The sequence below is a fragment of the Aequorivita sp. CIP111184 genome (assembly GCF_900489465.1).
In the GTDB taxonomy this organism is placed as follows: Bacteria; Bacteroidota; Bacteroidia; order Flavobacteriales; family Flavobacteriaceae; genus Aequorivita.
Genome location: NZ_UEFQ01000013.1, coordinates 723,953 through 746,777 on the forward strand (window position 1 = coordinate 723,953; position 22,825 = coordinate 746,777).

A 22,825-nucleotide genomic window follows, 5' to 3' on the forward strand; every position below is an offset into this window, starting at 1 on the left:
GGATTGATTGTTACCAAATTGTTAACTGTATTGTTTAAAAATCTATCTGTAATCGGCCTTGCAAAATCCTTGCGTTGCCCTTATCTTCTATATTTGCCCAAACATGATTTATCATTATTCTTGTTACTGGATTTAGATACCAATTTACACCTAAAGTAATATCTGATTGTTGGCCGCCTAAAATATCATTATTATTAAGGTCTGAATTTGAATAACGGAGCGCTACTTCCCAAGCTCCAGCACCTTTATCTTTTCCGCCAAAATTCTTTTTTGGGTTTACTCTATCAAAACCTTCGTATGAACTTTTATAATTTTTACTCTCGCCGGTTAGATAATAGCTTAATTGTCCATAGTAACTTTCAAAGTTATATTTTTTAAAAGTAGCTTCGGTATTATTGTTTACTGTAGCTGTTAAATATTCCGCTTGGATTGATAAAGGTCCGCTTACGAAAGCTGCTTCAAAATTTGCAAGGTTAATATTATTCACGTTTTGAATATTTTCAGTATTTATATATTTTAGTTCAAGATGGGCTTCGGGCCGTGAAGCAACGCTGTAGGTTTTACTTTCTGGTTTTCTATAACTGTACCCTAAACCAAGGTGAAGTAATTGCTTTTTTTCAGAATTATCAAGTGCCAATCCGGTAATTCTTCCTGTAAAAACATATCCATCATCCGCTAGTATGTCATTTCCGTTGTTGCTGGCCATTCTAAAAGCTCCAGCTTGCGCGGAAAGACGATTTCCGAAAAAATCATTAAAAATCAAAACACCATTATTGCGTTCTTGCGAAAAATCAATAAAAAACGATCGCTCCATAAAAGTAATGTATTTACTACTCGTTAAAGCATCCAAACGAAATGGCTCTTTTACATGGCCTACACGTATAGTTCCAACACCCGGAATATCTGTAAGACCAATAAACATATCTTTAAAAGCTACTTCGCCACTGGCAAAATCAAATTGAAGTTTAAATTCCACATTGCTGTAAACAGTTCCAGACATAAATATACGGGCTCGCCTAAATTCTGTCCCGCTTTTAGACACTAAGGGCCCCAAAGTAGTATCTAATTTATCATTTTGGAAAAAGTAGGCGTGGTCCACCATTATACGACCACCAAATTTTAAAGAAAATTGTTTATCCTGGCTTTCTAGTTTAAAGCCATTATCCCACTTGAAGGAAAAAGGATTATTGGGTGTTTCCTGCGAAAATGCACTAATACAAGAAAACACCAAGGCAACTAAAAGTATGCGCTTGTGTAACATTAAAAAATCGTTTCTTAGTTTTTGTCGGGTACAAAGAACCGATTTTAATGTTATGTGAATGTTAAGGAATGGTTTAAAATTATTAATTTTAAACATAAAAAGGGCTGCATAATTAAATACAGCCCAGTTTTAAAATCTAGTCGACAAAAACTAAACGATTTTAAAATTTGCCTTCTATAAGGCAGATACAAAGAAAATGACACGATGTTTAGTTTGTGTAAATTTACCTTTACCAAATCATTAAGTTATTAATCTTATTTTTCTTATTTTTTTAAATAATTGAATAACAATTAGTTATAGGGTTAATGTTATTATAATGTTATGCAATAGTTTCTTAAAGGTTAATTTTGTAAATTTGAATATTCCAAAATATTTAAAAACTTACTTATGAGAAATATAATCGCACTTTTAGCAATCATTTTGACAACATCTTTGGCTTTAGCTCAGGATAATAAAAGCAACACTTACTTTTTAGATGGTGATGTAATAGAAGCTACAATCTATCACGATAATGGAATGATAGCACAAACGGGTTTTTATAATAAGGAAAATAAACTTACTGGAGAATGGGTGAGCTATGATCTTCAAGGAAACAAGACTGCCGTAGCAGAATATAATAATGGTGAAAAAGTAGGTACTTGGTATTTCTTCTCAAATAATAGTATTAAAGAAGTAAACTTTATGGACGCACGTGTAGCTAAAGTTGTTACTTGGAAGTCTTCCGATACACAAGTGGTTTCAAATTAAAGATTTAAATTAATATAAAAAAACCCGGTTTCGAAAGAAACCGGGTTTTTAATTTTTTGCTAATTCAATATTTATTCAAAAACGTAACCAGTCCAGTTGAACAAATCTCTGCTCACTGTTGGAACAGTTCCGTCTGTTACATTAATTGTTGCGTCAAGAGTTGTTTTGATATCTGCAATATCAAGACCTGTTGAAGAATCTCCAACTACTGAAAGATTAACTAAAGAACCTTTGGCATCACCCTTAGAATCTGTTAAATCAATGAAATCTGCCGCTTTTGCATTAGGATTTGCAAAGGCTACGTATGCATTGGTTAGTGTAAGTCCACTACCTCTTCGTACTTTTATCATATCTGCCATTTCTATTACAGCTCCATTTATCAATACCAAGCCATTAATGGTTGGGTTTGATTGTCCGCTATCACCAGGAGAATTACCATCTAGATTTCCATCGCCTTCCAAACCACGTGGGTCTTCGGTAATTGAAGTATAATTAGCTTCTCTTAAACCATAAAGGTTTGTGGCAGTTCCGGTCCATCCTTGGGTCCAGTCAAACATATCATCTTTAATGTTTACTGACATTAAATTCTTTACATTCACAGTTCCACCGAAAAATTCATAGGCATCATCATCGCCGTAAAATACTGCTAAGTTTTCAATAACGGTTTCATTTCCAACGCCATAGAAAGTAATTCCATTAAATTCCTTGTCGCCATTAATACGAGCTCCAGTATAAGAAGCTTCCACGTATTTCATAACTCCAGAATTATCGTTAGAAGTTGTTCCGCCGTAAGTTAGGTCTACAACTTCAGTAGTTGCAGTTCCACCACCACTAATAGGAGCTTTTCCAATTAGAAGAATTCCACCCCAGTCTCCAGATCTTGGATTTGCAGCACTTGAAGTAAATTTTATTGGTGCAGCAGAAGTTCCAGAGGCATTAATTTTTGCTCCTTGCTCTATGGCAACATAAACGTTTGTTCCACCAGCAGTAGCTTTAATAGTTGTGCCAGGCTCAATACATAATGTAGCTCCGTTTTTAACGTGTAACGGGCCATTAAGAATCCATACGGTGTCTGCAGTTAAGCATACATCTGCAGTTACATCACCTTTAAGGTCTGTGGGATCTAAATCTGGATCGTCTTGAGAGGCAATTATACCGTCTTTTTCAGCTTGCACTGCGCACGGCTCACATGCTGAACCACCACAATCGATACCAGTTTCGTCACCGTTTTGAACTCCATCATTACAAGTAGCTTCCACTTGTGTGGGGCTATCGTCTTTACTACAGCCAGTAAGGGCTAATGTTGCGATTACAAAGCTTGATAAAAGAAATTTTTTCATTTTTTTGTTTTGTTTAAAAGTTTGGTGCAAAGAAACAACTAGCTTGTTTCGTAACTCTTAGGTTAATATTATGGTTCTGTTAATTGTATTTTTTAGAATGAATAGGAAACGCCTGCACTAAAAACTACACCTCTTTTGTAGGTTTCTACTGGAACTTCCTGTCCGTCTGGCAATGCTGCATTTGGAACCCCAATATTGTTTACATCCTGTGTCAATTTATACTCAGGATCTAATATGTTTTTAATGTTAAGTTTGATTCCGAAATTTTCATTGATGGCAATTTTATTAATGAAATCAAGAGTTGGGATTGCAGAGAGCACAATATTGTTCTTTCCTGAGCCAGGATTTGCATCATCACCACCTGTTCCCAAAGAGTAGATACTTTTGCTGTTATAGTTGAAAACCACCGAGCTGGTAATGCCGCTGTTTTTCTTTTTCAAATTCAACGTTAAATCTGAGCCCAAAATGAATGGCGAAGAGCCTTCCAATTCATCTTCTTTATTGGTGAAACGAACTGTAAGATTATCTGTTGGAACGTCTTCCAATTTTTGGTTTGAGTATAAATAGGAAGCATTCAAACCGAAAGTCAAAGTCTTTTCACTGTCCGAATCATTTGAAAGTTTCAAAATGTTTTTTCTCAGTTCAAGCTCAACACCTGCAATAGTTGCATCGCCGGTGTTTACATAGGAAAGCTCGCCTGCCGCAGAATTTACTTCAATACGGTTAATGGCATTTTTAATGTTTTTATAGAAACCTGTAACCGCAACAATTTCACCCGGACTGAAGTAGTATTCATATTTTAAATCTAGGTTGTAATTGTCAGCAGTCAACAAATCTGGATTACCAAAACTGTTGAAGCTTACGTCTTCATAAAGGAAAGGTGCTACCTCCTTAAATTGTGGAAGTGTATATGTTTTGCTTCCCGCTAAACGAACGATGCTGTTTTCGTTAAAGTTATACTTCAAATTAAAACTTGGTAAAACGAAGTTTTCATCAATAAGTGAAGGATCTGTGTTTGGATCGTTGGTTGTTGCAAGGTTGGTATCAAAAAGCACTTCTTGTTTCACTTTTTCGTAACGAACGCCTACGTTTGCTGAAAAGCTATTTGAAAAATCATAACTTACTTCTCCTAAACCTGAGTGAATGGTTCTAGTTCCATCATAAGAAAATGGAATGAAAGGATCTTTCCCGTCACGACCATCCCCGCGGTTTGTGGTAAGTCTAAATATTCCGTCGTTTAAAGATTGTTGGTTGAAGAGTGAAGTATCTGGATTATCAATATCAACAACAGCCGGGCTATCAAAAATATAGTTTAGTTGGGTATAATTGAAAGTTCGGTCTGTATCTCTATAATTGTAGCCTAAACGGATTCTACTATTTTTACTGTCTTCATTTTGTCCATTTAAAGCATAATCCAAATAAAGTTTTCCGGCCAGATCATTTTCTTCAAGATTTGAATAAAAACGATTGTTAAGAGCGCTTCCCGATGCAGCACGGGCAATATCTGCATTTACATCAATAACATAAGTATTGGTTCTACGGTCTGGCTCATATCCACGGATGGTATTGTATGAAGCGCCCGCTTCCAAACTAAGTTTTTCAGAAATGGTAAGCGAAGTTAAAAGCTGGTTTACAAAAAGATTATTCTCGTTTTCCTGCTGTCTTCTAACTAAGGCACGAATTGGGTTTTGAGGCTCATCGTTTTCTGTAAGTCCCGCTTTTAATCCGTAATAATCAGCAACGCTTTGGCTATTGCTCTTTATGAACATACTGTTTGCCGCGATATAATCTCCTTCCTGAAAACGGAATTTTATATTGGCCATAGCCAATTTTGAAACGTTATAATTATATTCGGTTCGTTGAAATTGTTGGTTAAATCCTCCAGCAGCGTTTATTCTATCTGAAGTTCCTTCGCGGTATTCATATTTATTATCAAAATTACCTACGAAGAAAAGACTTAGTCTGTTTCTCCCAATATCAAAACGCTTTCCGCCAGAAAGAGAATAACTAGAATTTAGTTGTGCATTTTGTGTGTTTGGTTTAAAGTTGTTATCAAAAGCATGCACATTCAAGTCCGTAATAGGTACGTGCGTATCGTGAATGTTGCCAATGTATTTTGCATTGTCCATAATTAAAAATTCCTTTCCAACAGCTCGAGAATTCACTTCCGGGGAAATGGAAAACTGTAAACTTCCAGGTCCAGTAAGTTCTTTGCTTACAATGTTTATGTTAGCTCCCGCAACGTCACCGTAAAGTGGTACAGAAAAAGTTTTGTTAATCCCTACACTTTCAATAACATCACTAGAGAAAAAGTCCAAAGAGATATTTTTGTATTCCGGATCTTCGGAAGGAAGTGGCAACTCATTTAAAGTGGTGGAATTGTAACGGTCTCCTAAACCGCGAACAAATACGTTCTTAATTCCTGCCTGTTTTTTAACACCCGTTACTTTGGTTACAGCGCCTTCTGCATCGCCCACGCCTTTTCTTGAAAGGTCTTCCGCCCCGATAGATTGTGTAATTCCCACAGCTTTCTTCTGTTCTAATAATAAAGCAACAGCACTTTCCCTACGCGTTGTAGTTTTAATTACTACTTCATCTAAGGCAGCCGCACTAGCGCCCATGGGCACGTCAATATTAGTTACTTTGTCTGCAATTACTTTAACGTCTGGAATTTCAACAGTTTCGTAACCAACAAAACTATATACCACGGTATAGGTTCCGGGCTCAATGTTTTCCAAAGAATACAAACCATCAATATCTGAAGTTACACCTTTAGTAGTTCCTTTCAGAAATATATTTGCAAAGGGCAACGGTTCGTTATTGTAATCGGTATCGGTAAGTTTTCCAACAATGGAGCCTGTTTGGGCTATCGATATTGAAGTTAAAAAGAAGAATAAAACTTTAATAATTGTTTTCATTTTTGTCGTTTGATTTATTTGTGCAAAGGAACTCCCGTAATGTAAAGACCGTGTTAATTAAGCATTACCAATTCGTCACTATAGCGTTAGCTAAAGGTTAAGCAACAACCCAAAAATTATCATTGCTTTACTTTTTGAAAATACTATCTTGCCTACAAATTTTTGAATATTATGATGCAATGGGAACAGCTGCTCTCTTTACGGAAGCAAGGACATACAGGAAAGAGAATTAGGATTGAAGAAAATGAAACCCGTTTGGGTTTTGAAGTGGATTATGACCGGGTTATTTTTTCTTCGGCGTTCCGAAGTTTGCAAGATAAAACACAGGTTATTCCATTGTCAAAAACTTCTTTCGTTCATACGCGATTAACGCATAGTTTGGAAGTTTCGGTAGTAGGTCGCTCTTTGGGAAGAATTGTGGGAAAAGAGATATTGAAAAAACATCCGCAATTGCAAAATGCGCACGGGTATCAATTCAACGATTTTGGGGCGATTGTTGCTGCTGCTGCTTTAGCGCACGACATTGGCAACCCGCCATTCGGGCACAGTGGCGAAAAGGCCATCGGTGATTATTTTTTAAACGGAAATGGGAAGCGTTTTAAAGATGATCTAAACGAAAAGGAATATCAAGATTTGATAGATTTTGAAGGAAACGCCAATGGGTTCAAAATTCTTACAGAATCCAAAAACGGTGTAGAAGGCGGTTTACGGTTAACCTATGCAACCTTGGGCGCTTTTATGAAATACCCAAAACAATCGCTTCCCAAAAAACCTACAGCTCATGTTGCTGATAAAAAATTTGGCATTTTTCAAAGCGATACAGATTTTTTTAGTGAAGTAGTTTCCGAGCTCGGTCTTTTAAACAGAGAGAATAATGGCTTCGCGCGACACCCACTTGCTTTTTTGGTTGAGGCCGCAGATGATATTTGTTACACGATTATAGATTTTGAAGATGGTATTAATCTAGGGTTGATTGAAGAAGAAATAGCGCTGGAGTATTTAATCAATTTGGTTCGGAATAACTTGAAGAAAGAGGTTTATTCCAGTTTGAAAACTTCACAGGATCGATTGGCTTATTTGCGCTCACTTGCTATAAACACGTTGATTGCTGAAGCCGCTTCAATTTTTATTGAAAATGAAGAAGAAATTTTGAAAGGTACTTTTTCCGAAGCATTGTTGGATAAGAGCCAATACAAAGCTCAGATAGCTGATATTATAAAGGTAAGTGTTGAAAAAGTGTACCAAAGCACGGAAGTGATGGAAAAGGAAATTGCGGGTTATAATATATTGTCAACATTGCTCGATGCCTTTACTACTGCCTATGAAAATCATCAAAACAACAAAGTTCGGCATTATGATAAACTAGTATTGCGGATGTTTGAAGTTAATCTTTCCAAAAACCTATCAGTTTATGAATATTTAATGGAGTGCTGTAGTTACATCTCACGATTAACTGACGGAAATGCACTACAAATATTTAAAAAAATAAAAGGCAATTTATAAAAATAGCTTTTTGTTTTACTTAAATATGTTAAAGTGTGAATTATAGAAGGTTATATCATCAATTTTATGATATTTTTATAAATCCTATCTATAGGAACATTAAATCAACATTTTTTTAGATCAATCCATCTGGTCTTATTCACCTAAAAACTTATTTTAATCTTATGAAAAAAATTCTTTACTTAATTATCTTTTTTGCTGTAAATACGTCTTTTGCGCAGGATTACAGCAATTTGGTAAAAACGTACCTTCAACAAAATCGAACCCAATATTCGCTGCAACAGCAGGATATTTCGGACATTTCAATTGCATCACAGACCTATTCTAAAAGCTTGAAGGCTTATAATGTTTATGTCGAACAACGCCACCAAGGCATTAAATTGTTCAATTCTACTTCTCCCTTTGTAATAAAAGATGGGGCAGTATATAGTGCTAAAATGTCTTTTACAGATAATGCGGCGGCAAAGATAAATGCATCTTCGCCTTCAATATCAGCTGTAAATGCAATTTCAAAAGCTGCAAACTGGTTAGGACTGCAAAACCCTACAAATTTGAATTTGATAGAAACAGTTTCAGACAATAGCTATGTTTTTTCCAATGGAAACATTTCACAGGAAAATATTCCTGTAGAACTTGTTTACCAAAAAATGGATGATACAGGAGCTTTAAAACTTGCTTGGAATTTGAGTATCTATCTTTTAGATTCAACACATTATTATAGCGTGCGAATAGACGCGCTTTCGGGTGATTTATTGGCGACTAATGATTGGGTTGTAAACTGTAACTTTGGCGAAGGTTCACATTCCCACTCCAATACTGAGAATGTACTTTTCTCAACTACCAATATAAGCAATTCAAGCCGTATGCTTGGGGATGGCTCTTCGTATCGCGTATTTCCATTACCTTTAATAGGCCCTAACTCTGGTCCAGATCAAATTGTTTCTGATCCATCAGATCCTGTTGCGTCTCCATTTGGATGGCATGACACAGACGGTATCGCTGGTGCAGAATTTACTCATACACGTGGTAACAACGTGTTATCTATGGAAGATGTAAATGGAAATAATGGAGCGGGTGCTACAGCTGAAGGAGGCCCAACATTGGAATTTGATTTTCCTTTTAACCTTCCACAATCTCCTGCTTCATATAGAGATGGTGCAATCACCAACTTATTCTACATGAATAATATGATGCACGATATAATGTATGCATATGGTTTTGATGAAGAGAGTGGTAATTTTCAGGCAACAAACTATAGTGGTTTGGGTTCGGAAAATGATTATGTATTAGCCGATGCCCAAGATGGTAGTGGCTTAAACAATGCGAACTTTGGAACTCCCCCAGACGGAGGTAAACCAAGAATGCAGATGTACCTTTGGACCGCTCCAGGAAAAGTTTTAGGTACTTTGATGAATATTAATGGTGGCCCATTGGCTGGTGAATACTATGCCATTGAATCCAATTTTTCAGGTGGAACTCCGCTACCAACTACTGCAATTACTGAAAATATGGTATTGGTTGTAGATGATAATGCTGGTAGTTCAACAGATGAACACGATGGGTGTGATTCTATTTTAAACGCTGCAGAGCTTAATGGAAAAATTGCTGTAGTTAGAGCTGGTGCATGTGGAAATACATTTAAAGTTATCCAAATTCAAGCAGCAGGTGCTATCGCCGTAGTGGTGGTTAATAATCTTCCTACTGATCCAACTGCCATGGTTGGTGGAGGTTCTTCCATAGACATTCCTTCAATTATGATTTACCAATCTGATGGAGAAGCAATCATTACTGCACTTCTTAATGGTGAAACGGTTAATGCTACTCTTCGTGATGACGGATCAGGAAACGATCCCTTCCAAAGAGATGGCGATCTTGACAATGTAATTATTGCGCATGAATATGGCCATGGTATTTCAAACCGTTTAGTAGGTGGGGCTGCAAATACAGGATGTTTAAGTACTCAAACAACTCCAGAGCAAATGGGTGAAGGCTGGAGTGATTATTTTGGTTTAATTCTTACAATGCAAGATGGTGATACTGGAGAAACTCCAAGAGGTGTTGGAAATTACGCTATTGGTGAGGGAATTGCAGGAAGAGGTATTAGAACAAAAATGTATACAAGAGATTTTGCTCTAAATAACTTTACATATGATAATATTAAAACACAAGTTGCACCACACGGTGTTGGCTCTGTATGGGCTACAATGCTTTGGGATTTAACTTGGGATTTAATAGATGAATATGGTTATGATCCAGATATCAAAAACGGTACTGGTGGAAATAATATTGCGCTTCAACTTGTTATGGATGGCTTAAAACTAACACCATGTAGCCCTGGATTTGTAGATGCCCGTGATGCTATTTTAGAAGCTGATCTGCTTACCAATGCTGGTGCCAACAGATGTATTATTTGGCGTGCCTTTGCTAAGCGTGGTCTTGGTGAAAGTGCAGATCAAGGAAGCTCTAGTAGTAAATCAGATGGTACAGAGGCTTTTGATGTTCCTGTAGACTGTGTATTGGGTGTATCAGATAATAGTACACTTGAGAACAATTTCATAGTATTTCCAAATCCATCTAATGGAGAATTGAGTATTAAATCAAGATTCGATGTTGGGAATGCTACAATTTCTATCTTTGATATGAATGGCAGAAAAGTCTTCAATCAAGAAGTTGAAATTCATCATACTGCTAATATTAACGCTAGCAGCCTTAATCCAGGTATTTACGTAATGCAGATTGAAGGTGCTAATCGTTCACAAACAACTAAATTGATAATCAAATAAGATATTATTTAGTTATTGAAAATTAAAAGAGGCTCGAAAGAGCCTCTTTTTTTATAAGTATTTTTGAAGGGATTTTTTTATTTTTTCAGAAGAGATGCCCACAATATCCTGCAATTCTGAAATAGTCCCTTGTTCAGGGAAAACATCTGGAATGCCTAAAATTTCAATGGGATTTTTATAAGTATTTTTTGAAGCAAAAGTCGCAATAGTAGTTCCTAAACCGCCAATAATTGTTCCGTCTTCAACCGTAATAATTGTTTTATAATTATTAAAAACCTGATGAAGAAGGGTTTCGTCCAATGGCTTTAAAAAGCGAATATCAATCAAACCAATTTTTTTCTGTAGTAAAAGTGGAAATGATTCAATCGCCTCCAGGGCGTTGTTGGCAATTGTTCCAAGGGTTAAAACAACAATTTCTGCACCTTCTTTTACTATTTCTGCTTTTCCAATTTCAATGGCGCTGAATGGGTTTTCCCAATTAATGATAGTTCCCCTGCCTCGTGGATAGCGAATGAATATGGGTAAGTCCAATCCTTTCTGTGCGGTGTACATAATATTTCGTAGTTCCGTTTCATTACGCGGCGCAAAAATGATGAGGTTTGGAATACAGTTTAAATACGCCAAATCAAAAATACCGTGATGGGTTGGACCATCTTCACCCACAATCCCTGCGCGGTCTAAACAGAAAATTACTGGAATTTTCTGAAGGCAAACGTCATGGATTACCTGATCATAAGCGCGCTGCAAAAATGTGGAATAAATATTACAGAAAACAGTAAATCCCTGGGTCGCCATTCCTGCTGCAAAAGTTACTGCGTGCTGTTCCGCAATGCCAACATCAAAGGCTCTTTCAGGAAAAATATCCATCATAAATTTTAGTGAACTTCCCGTTGGCATCGCTGGGGTAATGCCTATTATCTTTTCGTTCATTGAAGCTAGTTCAACTAACGTTTTACCAAAGACATCTTGAAATTTTGGAGGTTGTTTTTCGGCACTTTTTGGCGCCAAATCCCCAGTAAGTGCATCAAATTTTCCAGGTGCGTGATAAACTACCTGATTTTCTTCGGCTTGCCGTAATCCTTTACCTTTTGTTGTAATTACATGGAGCACTTTGGGTCCTGGAACATTCTTCAGCCTTTCCAATTCTGAAATGACGAGATTTAAATCGTGACCATCTATTGGTCCGGAGTAATTAAAGTTTAAAGCTTCAAAAATATTGTCTGCTTCCTTTGCCCCGTCAAGCTTCACTTTCGTAAAATAATTTTTCAATGCGCCTACACTGGGGTCAATGCCAATGGCATTATCGTTTAGAATTACCAAAAGGTTTGTGTCTGTAACTCCTGCGTGATTTAAGGCTTCAAAAGCCATTCCACTTGCTATTGAAGCATCGCCAACAACTGCTATGTGCTGTTTATTAATTTCTCCTTTCAGTTTTGATGCAATCGCCATTCCAAGTGCCGCGGAAATTGCGGTACTGCTATGGCCAACACCGAAAGTATCGTATTCACTTTCACTTCTCTTAGGAAAACCACTTATACCTCCCAATTGTCTATTGGTATGAAATATTTCTTTTCTTCCCGTTAATATTTTATGGCCGTATGCTTGATGGCCAACGTCCCAAACCAAAATATCGTTTGGGGTGTTAAATACATAATGAAGGGCAATTGTAAGTTCTACAACGCCAAGACTCGCTCCCAAATGGCCTTCTTTTGTAGCAACAATATTTATAATGAATTCACGAAGCTCCCGCGCCAATTGTTCCAATTTTTCCTCTGGAATTTTCCGAAGGTCTTCGGGGAATTTTATTGTATTTAAAATGTTTTCTGACACAGTGTAAAGATACAGTTATTGAATATTTCTTATTTGGTTTTGATGAATTTGTGAATCAGTGAGTTTGTTAATTTGTAATTTCGCATACTACTTGTAAAAGAATTATACTTTGAGCATAATAAATCCTTTTGATGACACCTACTTTATGAAACGCGCTCTACAAGAAGCAGAGGCTGCCTATGAAAAAGGTGAAATACCTATTGGCGCTGTAATCGTTATAAACAATCAAATTATTGCGCGCGCACATAACCTAACTGAAACATTAAATGATGTTACCGCTCACGCGGAAATGCAAGCAATTACCGCTGCCGCAAATTATCTGGGTGGAAAATATTTAATTGATTGTACGCTCTATGTAACTATTGAACCCTGCCAAATGTGCGCGGGAGCTTTATTTTGGAGTCAAATTTCAAAAATAGTTTATGGTGCAAGGGATGAACAGCGTGGCTGTATCGCTTTAAATACAAAACTGCATCCCAAAACTATTATGGCAGGAGGTGTGATGGCTGAGCAAACTTCACAACTGCTAAAACGGTTTTTTATCGAGAAAAGAAATTTAAACTAAAAGAAAAGCCTTTCATAAATGAAAGGCCTTTAGAGAATCCGTAATCTATGTCTTTTTAGTCGTGGATTACGCGAACTTGAGCCGCAACACGTCCTTTTCTTCCTTCTTCTTCTACATATTCTACCTTATCACCTTCGTTAAGAGCTTCGCCATTTAAGCCAGTTATATGTACAAAAATGTCTTTTCCGGTGTCATCATTAGTGATAAAACCAAAACCTTTAGATTCGTTAAAAAATTTTACAGTTCCTTCCATTTTAAATAAAAAATAAATTAATAATAAGTATACAAATGTATAATAATTATGATTTCAAATGTTAAGGAAATCAAAAATTTTTTCAAATCGCACAAGGCTTATATCTTTTTATCTTTTTGGTAATCTTGCATTTTTTCGATATTTTCCTTTGTTAGCATATAGTCTTTTACACTCCTGTTTTTCCATCGATGGTAGATAAAAAGTGGCATCAAAACAAAAAAGCCAGCCATTAGGGTAAGACCAATAATTAGATTTCCGGTAACCTCATCTTCTGGTTTAATGTAAAAACCTATGCCCAATGCTATGAGAATTGAAATAAACAATATTGTCAAAAAATATCTCATCTTATTTAATTTTTACTCGTTACTCAACTATTTCCCCGAAAAATCAATTAATTTTCTTCGGTAGGCCGTGAGCAGTTTTGACTTTGAAACAAAGCCGTAGTATGCTCCATTATTTATTACAGGAAGATTCCAGGCACCAGTATCTTGAAATTTTTTCATTACATCTGTCATTTTATCTTCATTTAGATAAATCAATTCGGGTGCGCTGTGCATTAGCTCGCTGGCTTTAACTTCTTCGTATAGATTTTGGTCGAACATCACTGGTCTTAGATCATCTAAAAGAATGATTCCTTCCAACGCATTTGTTTCCTTGTTCAGAACAGGGAAAAGGTTTCTTTTAGATTTTACTATGGCTTGATGTACAATTTCGCCAAGATTCATCTGAGGATAAATAGCAATGAAATCGCGTTCTATTACAGTTTGAATATCCATCAATGTAAGTACCGCATGATCTTTGTTATGCGTAATCAAATCACCTTTTCTTCCCAATTCCATGGCATAAACAGAGTGGGGAATAAAATATTTTGTAATGGAGAAGGAAATCGCAGCTGTAATCATCAATGGAATAAAAAGCTCATAACCACCCGTCACCTCTGCAATCAAGAAAATAGCTGTTAATGGTGCGTAGAGAACCCCCGCCAATAATCCCGCCATTCCTACCAGCGTAAAATTGCTTTCAGAAATAGGCGTGGATAATAACCCACAGTTGTTTAGTATTTTTGATACAACGTTCCCCATTATACTTCCCATAAATAGGACTGGAGCAAAAATTCCTCCAACCCCACCAGCGCCAAAAGTAAGTGAACTTGCAATAATTTTGAAAAGCAATAACCCTACTAATAGTGCAATAACTATCCAAATACTTGAAAGTTCTAACTGGAAAATATTGTTTTGCAGGGCTAATTCGGGATTTCCTTTTACCAAATTGTTTATTACATCAAACCCCTCTCCATAAAGTGGGGGAATGAAATAAATGAGAACACCCAAACCTATTCCTCCAATTATTAATCGCTTGGCTGGAGAGCTTATTTTCTCAAAGAAATCTTGAAAAAAAGCATACACCTTTGTGAAATAAACTGAAGTAAAACCCGCAACAACGCCTAGAATCATAAAAAAAGGCACGTCACTAAGTGTGAATGGATCTGTATTCTTGAAAGGTAATAATACATCATTTCCGAAAAAGAAATAGGAGGTAAGTATTCCAGAAATAGAGGCTAACAAAAGGGGAAGCATGGAAGCCAATGTGAGGTCAAGACTGAAAACTTCAATTGCAAAAATCAGTGCTGCAATAGGTGCTTTAAAAATTGATGCCATCGCGCCTGCAGCAGCACAACCTATCAATAGGGTTCTGTTTGCTTGATTCAAGTGCAAAACTCTAGATAAGTTTGAACTTATTGCCGCACCAGTAGCAACGGTAGGCCCCTCTAATCCTACAGAACCTCCAAAGCCCACTGTTAATGGAGCCGTTAAAATACTTCCAAACATTTGGTAGCGTTTTATAAAACCCTTCTTTTTTGAAATAGCAAATAAAGTGGAAGGTATTCCGTGGCTTACCTTGTTTCGAATTACGTATTTAATAATAAGATATACAACTAATAGACCAAGAATAGGAAAGATAAAATAAAAGGCTGTGTGATAATATTCTATCAAATTACCTTCTAGCAAATGCTGTATAAAGTGGGTAAGGTTCTTTAATATTACAGCCCCTACTCCTGCCAAAAAGCCCACCACGATACTAATTAAATATACAAATTGGTTTTGGGAGATATATTTAATTCTCCAAATTAGGAAGCGGGTTAGTAAAGTTCTTTTTTGTGTAGGCATCTTTAAAGCTATCAAAAAATCCTGCAAGTGCAGGATTTTTTATTATGATTTTAGTTCAACCTTTAAATGAAGTTCTTCCAGTTGCTTTTGGTCTATGGTTGCTGGGGCGTCAATCATTACATCGCGGCCTGAGTTGTTTTTTGGGAAGGCAATAAAATCGCGGATGGTTTCCTGTCCACCCAAAATGGCTACCAATCTATCCAATCCAAAAGCAATACCGCCGTGTGGTGGCGCTCCATATTGGAAGGCGTCCATCAAAAAACCAAACTGTGCTTTTGCTTCTTCAGGTGTAAAGCCTAAATAATCAAACATCAGTGCCTGTGTTTTTTTATCGTGAATACGTATTGAACCACCACCTATTTCATTTCCATTTAAAACAAGGTCGTAAGCATTTGCTTTTACATCGCCGGGATTGGTATCTAAAAGTTCAAGCTGACCAGGTTTTGGGGAGGTGAACGGGTGATGCATAGCGTGATATCGGTTTGTTTCCTCATCCCATTCCAATAGCGGGAAATCCACAACCCAAAGGGGAGCGAATTCTGTATTTTTTCTTAACCCGAGTTGTTCTGCTAAATGCATACGTAATGCACTTAACTGTGTTCTCGCTTTATTTTTTGCTCCCGAAAGTACGCAGATTAAGTCGCCAGTTTTTGCACCGGTTGCTTCTGCCCACTTTGCCAAATCTTCTTGATTGTAAAACTTATCTACGGAAGATTTATAGGTTCCATCCTCGTTGCAACGAACGTAAACCATTCCCATCGCCCCGATTTGTGGACGTTTTAACCAATCGATTAAATTGTCTATTTCTTTTCTGGTGAATGCATTTCCGCCAGGAACTGCAATTCCAACAACCAACTCAGCTTGGTTAAAAACACCAAAATCTTTGTGTTGGGCAACCGCGTTTAATTCGCCAAACTCCATTCCGAAACGGATGTCCGGTTTATCGTTTCCGTACTTTTCCATTGCTTCATCATAAGTCATTCTTGGGAATTCGGAAATCTCAATGCCGTTAATTTCTTTCAATAAATGTTTGGTCAGACCTTCAAAAGCCTTCAAAATATCTTCTTGCTCTACGAAAGCCATTTCGCAGTCAATTTGTGTGAATTCCGGCTGGCGGTCTGCACGCAAATCTTCATCGCGAAAGCATTTTACTATTTGAAAATATTTGTCTAAACCTCCAACCATTAGCAATTGCTTAAAGGTTTGGGGTGACTGCGGAAGCGCATAAAACTGACCTTCATTCATCCGTGAAGGCACTACGAAATCGCGTGCGCCTTCTGGAGTTGATTTTATTAAATAAGGAGTTTCCACTTCAATAAATCCTTCATTTGAAAGATAATTGCGAACCGCCATCGCAACTTTTGAACGGAAAATAAGGTTTTCACGAACGGGTTTTCTGCGGATGTCTAGATAACGATATTTCATTCGCAAATCCTCGCCGCCGTCTGTTTCGTCTTCTATGGTGAAGGGTGGAGTAAGTGATTCGTTTAAAATGTTTAATTCAGAAACCAAAATTTCTACATCGCCCGTGGGCATATTTGGATTCTTCGATTCGCGCTCAATAACGGTTCCTTTTACTTGGATCACAAATTCACGACCCAATTTTGCGGCTTTTTCAATTACTTCTTTTGAAGTTCTTTCTTCGTCAAAAATAAGCTGGGTGATACCGTAGCGGTCGCGAAGGTCTACCCAAACCATAAAGCCTTTGTCGCGGGTTTTTTGTACCCAGCCTGCAAGGGTTACTTCTTTATTGATATCTGCCGCGCGAAGCTGGCCGTTGTTGTGCGTTCTGTACATAATATTTCCCGCGAAGGCGGGAATCTTTTGAATTAAACCTAAATTTTATTAAGGGTGCAAATTTAATAAGTAATTAATGAATAGTTATGGTTTTGAAGGGATTATTATTTGTTGTTCCGAATTCACATAGTTTTATAAATAAAAAATCTGCAAGCATCAGAATACTTGCAGATTAATAAACTTTGTGTTTGCTTTTGATTGGTATTATTCTTTTAGAAATTTTTTAGTAACCGTATTCCCATTTTCATCTTCAATATTTAGAAAATACATACCGCTTGATAGATTGGAAACGTCTATGGCGGTTTGCTTTTCGAGCGCTAAAGTTTGATTGCTTAAAAGTTTGCCTTCTATGTTGAAGATCTTGATTTTTAGATTTTCTACGGGACTCGTGGTGCTTAGAAATAATTTGTCTTTTGCAGGATTTGGGTAAAGTTGGAATTTATTTTTTTGAAAGTCTGAAGCGGAAAGGGGGTAGCTTTTAAAAACGGCGTTTCCCAAAAGAGCAGTGTTTGTTGTCAAAACATACCCTGATCCATCTTGGGTTATGGAGTATGACATTTCCATTATGACATAAAAGTAACCATCTTCAAATGAATTGTGTTCGGGAATTCCACAATCTTCGCCAGTTTCGGTAAAATTTAAGATTGTAAGAAAATTCTGTCCAGCTTCATATAGACCATTAAACGAATTACAGGCCCCTTCTCCATAAAATTCAAGATTTTCATTAATAACAAGGTATGGATTAATTGGCGGTTCTATTTCTGAAACCATATAAACGGGATCTAAATCTGTAGGCTGCATTGAATATAAATACCACGTATATTCAAAAAGCTGCGGGTTTTGCGCAACGCTTGTTTGAAAGGTGAGGATGGCGAGAAGAATGTATAGTTGTTTCAAATTTAAAACTTTACAACAAAGTACAAAAAAACCCCTTTGAACAGTAATGCCGCAAAGGAATTTTTAAGAGAAGTATTTACTTATTAGTTAGCCAATACGCTCATTATACATAGCTTGATTCGCCTTCAATTTTTTCAATTCCTTGAGTCTGCGTTTTTTTCTAAACTTAATCTTGGCGCGGTTCACCAAATAGAACATTACAGGTACCACAATCAAGGTTAGGAACGTGGCGAAAATCAATCCGAAGATTACCGTCCACGCCAGCGGCCCCCAGAAAATAACGTTATCACCGCCAATGTAGATATTTGGACTATAATCTGTAAATAGCCCAAAGAAATCTATGTTGAAACCTATTGCCAAAGGTACAAGCCCAAGCACAGTTGTAATTGCGGTAAGCAATACAGGGCGCAAACGCGATTTACCGCCAGCAACTATTATGTCAAAATACTGCTTCTTAGTGAGCATATCATCATCATCCATTTCTAGGTCGCTCATTTTTCGATCTATTAAAATCTGAGTGTAATCTATGAGTACGATGGCGTTATTAACAACAATACCTGCCAGCGAAATAATACCCATCATCGTCATAATAATCACGAAATCCATATGGAAAACCACCAATCCAAGGAATACACCTGCTAAACTGAGAACCACCGAAGTTAGAATAATCACCGGTTTGGAAAGCGAGTTGAACTGCGCCACGAGTATCAGCAAAATACCACCTAGGGCATAAAACAACGCCATTAATAGGAAACCCATATTGTCTGCCTGTTCTTCCTGTTCACCCGTGAAGGCAAGGTTTATATCCTTTGGAAGTTCGTAACTCTGCAATTCGGTCTTTAGGTCATTTACAATCTCGGTAGCGTTGTAGCCACCAATTACGTTAGAATAAACGGTAATGGTTCTCTTTAAATCTTTTCTTTTAATAGCGCTGAAAGAAGCTGTATTGTTCTTCGTAACCATCGCAGAAATTGGAACCTGTACAATTTTCCCTTGATTGTTTCTGAAGGTAATTGGCTGGTTGAAAAGCGCGCTTTCATCATAACGGGATTTGTCTGATAGGCGTACGTTTATCTCGTAATCATCGTCGCCTTCTTTATACGTAGAAGCTTCTTCCCCAAAAATTGCACGGCGCAATGTTTGGCCAATCTGCCCTGTAGATATTCCCAATTGACCAGCTTTTTGTCGGTCTACGGTTACATCCATTTCAGGTTTGCTTTTGTTTACATCTATTTTCAGTTCCTCAATACCGCTGATGCCCAATCCTTCAATATAAGAGCGTAAGTTTTCTGCTTCGCGAAGCATCTCTTCATAATTTTCACCGCTCAATTCAATATTAATAGGATAGCCAACAGGTGGGCCAGCAGCATCTTTTTCAACAATAATAGAGGCGCCGGGGAAACCTTTTACAGATTCACGTACTTCTTCTAAAACAGTACTACTTTTCACACCACGGCGAAGTTGGAAGTCGCGCATAGAAAGAGTTATTTTTCCCTTTTGCGGCATTTCGTTGCTTTGGCCTCCGTCAGTCTGCGGGTTTCCGGCACCTTGACCTACTTGCGAAATAGCAGACTCTACCATATAATTGTAGCCGTTGTCATTGTATTTCTCGATAGCATCAAAAACGCGTTGCTCTACTTGTTTTGTAAGTTCGTTTGTTTTTTCAATGTCAGTTCCCTGTGGATATTCTATGTATGTTATAATCTGGTTGGGCTGGTTTTCGGGAAAGAAAAGCACTTTTGGTTGTACAATTCCCACTAAAACGAAAGACAGAATCAAAATAATAATTGTTCCGAAGAAAAACACATAGGCCTTTCTTCCCCGCAAAGCATATTTTAATGTGTTTTCGTAATAATTCTCTAGTTTTTTAAGGGATTTATACTGAAAATAATCCACGGCTCCTGCCAAGAAATATTTGTAAACCCAAAGCATAATAGCGGTTAGAATGGCCAAGTTTCCAAAACCACGAAAAGCCGCTACATCCATAGCAAAACCAGCGACTAAAAGTAAAATACCCACACCCAATAGAATCATACTCCAGCGGATGAGTTTCTTTTTTGTCATTGGTTCTTCTTCAGTTTTCATAAATTCTGAAGTAAGCATAGAGTTGATAACCAAGGCTACAAAAAGCGATGATGAAAGTACCACCGAGAGCGTTATTGGGAAATAAATCATAAACTTACCAATGGTTCCCGGCCAAAGCCCAAGTGGAAAAAAAGCCGCCAATGTAGTTGCAGTAGAAGCAATGATGGGCCATGCTATTTCGCCCATTCCTTGTTTCGCAGCTTTTCGGGGTGGCATGCCTTCACTCATTAAAGTATACACGTTCTCAACCACTACAATACCGTTATCCACTAACATTCCCAGTCCCATAACAAGCCCGAAAAGCACCATTGTGTTTAGCGTAAAGCCTAATGATGAAAGTATAAACAACGACATTAACATAGAAAGCGGAATGGCGAAACCTACAAATAACGCATTTCTGAAACCTAAGAAAAACATCAAAACCAATACAACCAAAAGAACCCCAAAAATGATATTGTTTACCAAATCATTTACCTGATTTTCTGTTTTGATGGATTGATCATTGGTTAAACTAACGTGTAAGCCTGGCGGTAGATAATTTTCCTCTTCTTCGGACACGATTTTTTTAATCTGCTCTACGGCTTCAATCATGTTTTTACCGGCACGTTTTTTTATGTCAAGCATCACTACAGGCTTGCCGTATTCTCGGGCATAGGTGGTAGCGTCTTTTTCCTTAAATTTTATATCAGCTATGTCTTTGAGGAAAATAATCCCGTCGTCTTTTTTAACTACTACGTTTTCCAGTTCTTTTGGATCTTCAATTTCACCAGTTATACGGATGTTTTTTTGAACGCCGTTGGTGATGATATTTCCACCAGAAATGGTGTTATTCTCTCCTTTCACAGCATTTATGATATTATCAAAACTTACCTGCGAAGCGGTCATTTTATAAATGTCTACCGCTATTTCAACCTCCTTTCCTTCGGCGCCTCTTACGGTAGCTTCTTTAATTTGCGGGAGCAATTCAATTTTGTCCTGAAGATATTCGGCATAATCCTTCAACTGCTGAACGGGATAGTCTCCCGTAAGATTGATGTTTAATATGGGAACTTCTTCAGAAAAATTTAAATTGAAAACGTTGGGTTCTACTTTGCCGCCATTAGTTAAAGTGGGCCAAGTAGTTTCAGATTTTACTTGATCAACTTTATCTTTTACCAACTGTTTTGCTACGGGAATTTCTACGCTTTCTTCAAATTCCACAATGATAATAGAGTAATCCTGAAGGGTAGTGGAGGTGATTTCCTTCACGCCTGCAATGTCCTTAAATTCTTCCTCTAAAGGTTCTGTGATAAATTTTTCAACATCTTCGGCAGAGTTTCCAGGGTTTACGGAACTTACGTAGATTTTGGTTTCAATAATTTCTGGAAAAGCCTCGCGCGGCATACTGTAGTAAGCGTAAGCACCCAAAAAGAGGATGATTGCCATTACTACATAGACCGTCATTTTATTGTCAATGGCCCAAGATGAAATACTAAATTCTTTATACGGGTTTTTGCTCATGGTGCAAAGGGTTTCTTAGTTTTTGATAGTTACTTTTTGACCGTCGCGAAGGGTTTTGGCTCCTTCAATAATAATTGTATCTCCTTTTTTTAGGCCAGATTTTACTTCTGTATGGTTTTGATAGGATAGTCCAGTTACAAGAAGTACGCGTTTTGCAACTCCAGTTGAATCATTCACTGGTTGGTAGAGAAAAGCGATAGTTTCACCTTCTGCGTTTTCCATAAGTATATTTTCAGGCACAGTTATAGCTGCATCTGCGCTATAGTCATTTACTTTTACGGTTGCAATAAGGTTTGGTTTTACAAGCCCGTCTTTGTTCGGAATTTCAACTTGTATATCAAAACTTCTGTTATTTGGGTTGATATAATTGCTCACTTGGCGAACCGTTCCAGTGAAATCTTCATTTATGGAAGCAAGATTCACTTTTACTTGGGTTCCTTTCTTTATGTTTTTAATATAAGTCTCCGGTATAGACGCTTTTACGTACATATTGCTCAGGTTTACTAATCGAATTATTTGTGTTTGCCCCGGAATTACAACTTGTCCCGGATCAGAAATAATTTCATCAACCACTCCGCTAAAAGGAGCTGTGATTACTGTTTTTCCCAATTGTGTACGCATTTGCTGAGTAGCGTTTTTAGCAGCTTCATAATTGGTTTTAGCTTGAAGAAATTGAATTTCCGAACCTATTTTTTGGTCCCAAAGTTTTTCCTGACGCTCAAATGTAGTTTTGGCAAGTGCCAGTTGTGCCTCTTGTTGCGCCACTTGGCTTCCCATTCCACCATCGTCTATTTTGGCAAGTCGCTGCCCTTTAGAAACGCGTTGGCCTTCTTTCACATAAACATTTGTGAGTACTCCAGAATATTCCGCATTTAATACTACGTTTTGATCTGTTTCTACATTTCCCTGCACTTCAACATAGTGATTAAAAACGCTGTCTTTAATTACTTCAGCAGTAACTAAAGCAGGCCGTTCTTTCTTTTCGTTTTGATCTATGTATTCATTTAGCTTATCTATTTCTGCCTTAAGCACTCTTTGTTGTTCGTTTAAGTCAGTACGCTTAGCTTTTACAGCGGCCATGTCTTTGGATCCAATTATCGCATCAACCGATTTATTATCGCCACCGCAGGAAGCGAGGGTGATTAGCGTTATTAATATTAGAATTGATTTTTTCATTG

General features: G+C 37.3%; 15 protein-coding genes. 4 read left to right on the plus strand and 11 right to left on the minus strand.

The annotated features are described in order from the left end of the window. Positions 1–34: 34 nt before the first annotated feature. Complete coding sequence (locus AEQU1_RS03435) at positions 35–1,261, minus strand: OprO/OprP family phosphate-selective porin (RefSeq protein WP_181566697.1); 1,227 nt, start codon at positions 1,259–1,261, stop codon at positions 35–37. Positions 1,262–1,648: 387 nt separating this feature from the next. On the opposite strand from AEQU1_RS03435, the gene AEQU1_RS03440 reads away from it, so the two are divergent. Next, a complete protein-coding gene (locus AEQU1_RS03440; RefSeq protein WP_111878779.1) occupies positions 1,649–2,008 on the plus strand; it encodes a toxin-antitoxin system YwqK family antitoxin in 360 nt (119 codons plus the stop codon). 71 nt (positions 2,009–2,079) lie between these two features. Here AEQU1_RS03440 and AEQU1_RS03445 read toward each other — a convergent pair whose 3' ends face one another. Both AEQU1_RS03445 and AEQU1_RS03450 read right to left on the minus strand, forming a co-directional pair. Continuing rightward, on the minus strand, positions 2,080–3,348 hold the full coding sequence (locus AEQU1_RS03445; protein ID WP_111878781.1) for a hypothetical protein: 1,269 nt from the start codon (positions 3,346–3,348) through the stop codon (positions 2,080–2,082). Positions 3,349–3,440: 92 nt separating this feature from the next. Further along, the gene (locus AEQU1_RS03450; RefSeq protein WP_111878782.1) at positions 3,441–6,266 is read right to left on the minus strand and encodes a TonB-dependent receptor; all 2,826 of its coding nucleotides are present in this window, start codon (positions 6,264–6,266) and stop codon (positions 3,441–3,443) included. 174 nt (positions 6,267–6,440) lie between these two features. On the opposite strand from AEQU1_RS03450, the gene AEQU1_RS03455 reads away from it, so the two are divergent. Both AEQU1_RS03455 and AEQU1_RS03460 read left to right on the plus strand, forming a co-directional pair. After that, positions 6,441–7,769, plus strand: coding sequence for a deoxyguanosinetriphosphate triphosphohydrolase (locus AEQU1_RS03455; protein ID WP_111879047.1), 1,329 nt, complete (start codon positions 6,441–6,443; stop codon positions 7,767–7,769). A 164-nt stretch (positions 7,770–7,933) separates the two neighbouring features. Next, complete coding sequence (locus tag AEQU1_RS03460; protein WP_111878784.1) at positions 7,934–10,552, plus strand: T9SS-dependent M36 family metallopeptidase; 2,619 nt, start codon at positions 7,934–7,936, stop codon at positions 10,550–10,552. 51 nt (positions 10,553–10,603) lie between these two features. Here the strand turns inward: AEQU1_RS03460 and AEQU1_RS03465 are convergent, their stop codons facing one another. Next, complete coding sequence (locus AEQU1_RS03465) at positions 10,604–12,382, minus strand: 1-deoxy-D-xylulose-5-phosphate synthase (protein WP_111878785.1); 1,779 nt, start codon at positions 12,380–12,382, stop codon at positions 10,604–10,606. Positions 12,383–12,497: 115 nt separating this feature from the next. Here AEQU1_RS03465 and AEQU1_RS03470 point away from each other — a divergent pair, with 115 nt between their 5' ends. Continuing rightward, complete coding sequence (locus AEQU1_RS03470) at positions 12,498–12,947, plus strand: nucleoside deaminase (protein WP_111879049.1); 450 nt, start codon at positions 12,498–12,500, stop codon at positions 12,945–12,947. A 55-nt stretch (positions 12,948–13,002) separates the two neighbouring features. On the opposite strand, the gene AEQU1_RS03475 is transcribed toward AEQU1_RS03470, so the two are convergent. The 7 genes from AEQU1_RS03475 to AEQU1_RS03505 all read right to left on the minus strand — a co-directional run bounded on the left by AEQU1_RS03475 (position 13,003) and on the right by AEQU1_RS03505 (position 22,823). Further along, positions 13,003–13,200 (minus strand): cold-shock protein, encoded by a 198-nt coding sequence (locus AEQU1_RS03475; RefSeq protein ID WP_111878787.1) that lies wholly within the window; start codon positions 13,198–13,200, stop codon positions 13,003–13,005. Positions 13,201–13,298: 98 nt separating this feature from the next. Then, positions 13,299–13,544: a hypothetical protein gene (locus AEQU1_RS03480; protein WP_111878789.1), complete on the minus strand. Its 246-nt coding sequence runs from the start codon at positions 13,542–13,544 to the stop codon at positions 13,299–13,301. A 27-nt stretch (positions 13,545–13,571) separates the two neighbouring features. Then, a complete protein-coding gene (locus tag AEQU1_RS03485) occupies positions 13,572–15,368 on the minus strand; it encodes a chloride channel protein (RefSeq protein WP_111878790.1) in 1,797 nt (598 codons plus the stop codon). Between the two features lie 42 nt (positions 15,369–15,410). Continuing rightward, positions 15,411–17,165 carry an aspartate--tRNA ligase gene (aspS, locus tag AEQU1_RS03490; protein WP_111878792.1) on the minus strand — a complete coding sequence of 585 codons (1,755 nt, stop codon included), beginning with the start codon at positions 17,163–17,165 and terminating at the stop codon, positions 15,411–15,413. A gap of 204 nt (positions 17,166–17,369) precedes the next feature. Further along, positions 17,370–18,062, minus strand: a complete 693-nt coding sequence (locus AEQU1_RS03495) for a T9SS type A sorting domain-containing protein (RefSeq protein ID WP_111878793.1) — start codon at positions 18,060–18,062, stop codon at positions 17,370–17,372. Between the two features lie 87 nt (positions 18,063–18,149). Continuing rightward, on the minus strand, positions 18,150–21,647 hold the full coding sequence (locus AEQU1_RS03500) for an efflux RND transporter permease subunit (protein ID WP_111878795.1): 3,498 nt from the start codon (positions 21,645–21,647) through the stop codon (positions 18,150–18,152). Between the two features lie 15 nt (positions 21,648–21,662). Continuing rightward, complete coding sequence (locus AEQU1_RS03505; protein ID WP_111878796.1) at positions 21,663–22,823, minus strand: efflux RND transporter periplasmic adaptor subunit; 1,161 nt, start codon at positions 22,821–22,823, stop codon at positions 21,663–21,665. Positions 22,824–22,825: the final 2 nt, after the last annotated feature.

What these genes read in the sequence shown, in the direction of transcription:
- AEQU1_RS03435 (WP_181566697.1), bottom strand. Translation starts at nt 1,261, where the DNA reads ATGTTACACAAGCGCATACTTTTAGTTGCCTTGGTGTTTTCTTGTATT.
- AEQU1_RS03440 (WP_111878779.1), top strand. Translation starts at nt 1,649, where the DNA reads ATGAGAAATATAATCGCACTTTTAGCAATCATTTTGACAACATCTTTG.
- AEQU1_RS03445 (WP_111878781.1), bottom strand. Translation starts at nt 3,348, where the DNA reads ATGAAAAAATTTCTTTTATCAAGCTTTGTAATCGCAACATTAGCCCTT.
- AEQU1_RS03450 (WP_111878782.1), bottom strand. Translation starts at nt 6,266, where the DNA reads ATGAAAACAATTATTAAAGTTTTATTCTTCTTTTTAACTTCAATATCG.
- AEQU1_RS03455 (WP_111879047.1), top strand. Translation starts at nt 6,441, where the DNA reads ATGCAATGGGAACAGCTGCTCTCTTTACGGAAGCAAGGACATACAGGA.
- AEQU1_RS03460 (WP_111878784.1), top strand. Translation starts at nt 7,934, where the DNA reads ATGAAAAAAATTCTTTACTTAATTATCTTTTTTGCTGTAAATACGTCT.
- AEQU1_RS03475 (WP_111878787.1), bottom strand. Translation starts at nt 13,200, where the DNA reads ATGGAAGGAACTGTAAAATTTTTTAACGAATCTAAAGGTTTTGGTTTT.
- AEQU1_RS03480 (WP_111878789.1), bottom strand. Translation starts at nt 13,544, where the DNA reads ATGAGATATTTTTTGACAATATTGTTTATTTCAATTCTCATAGCATTG.
- AEQU1_RS03485 (WP_111878790.1), bottom strand. Translation starts at nt 15,368, where the DNA reads ATGCCTACACAAAAAAGAACTTTACTAACCCGCTTCCTAATTTGGAGA.
- aspS (WP_111878792.1), bottom strand. Translation starts at nt 17,165, where the DNA reads ATGTACAGAACGCACAACAACGGCCAGCTTCGCGCGGCAGATATCAAT.
- AEQU1_RS03500 (WP_111878795.1), bottom strand. Translation starts at nt 21,647, where the DNA reads ATGAGCAAAAACCCGTATAAAGAATTTAGTATTTCATCTTGGGCCATT.
- AEQU1_RS03505 (WP_111878796.1), bottom strand. Translation starts at nt 22,823, where the DNA reads ATGAAAAAATCAATTCTAATATTAATAACGCTAATCACCCTCGCTTCC.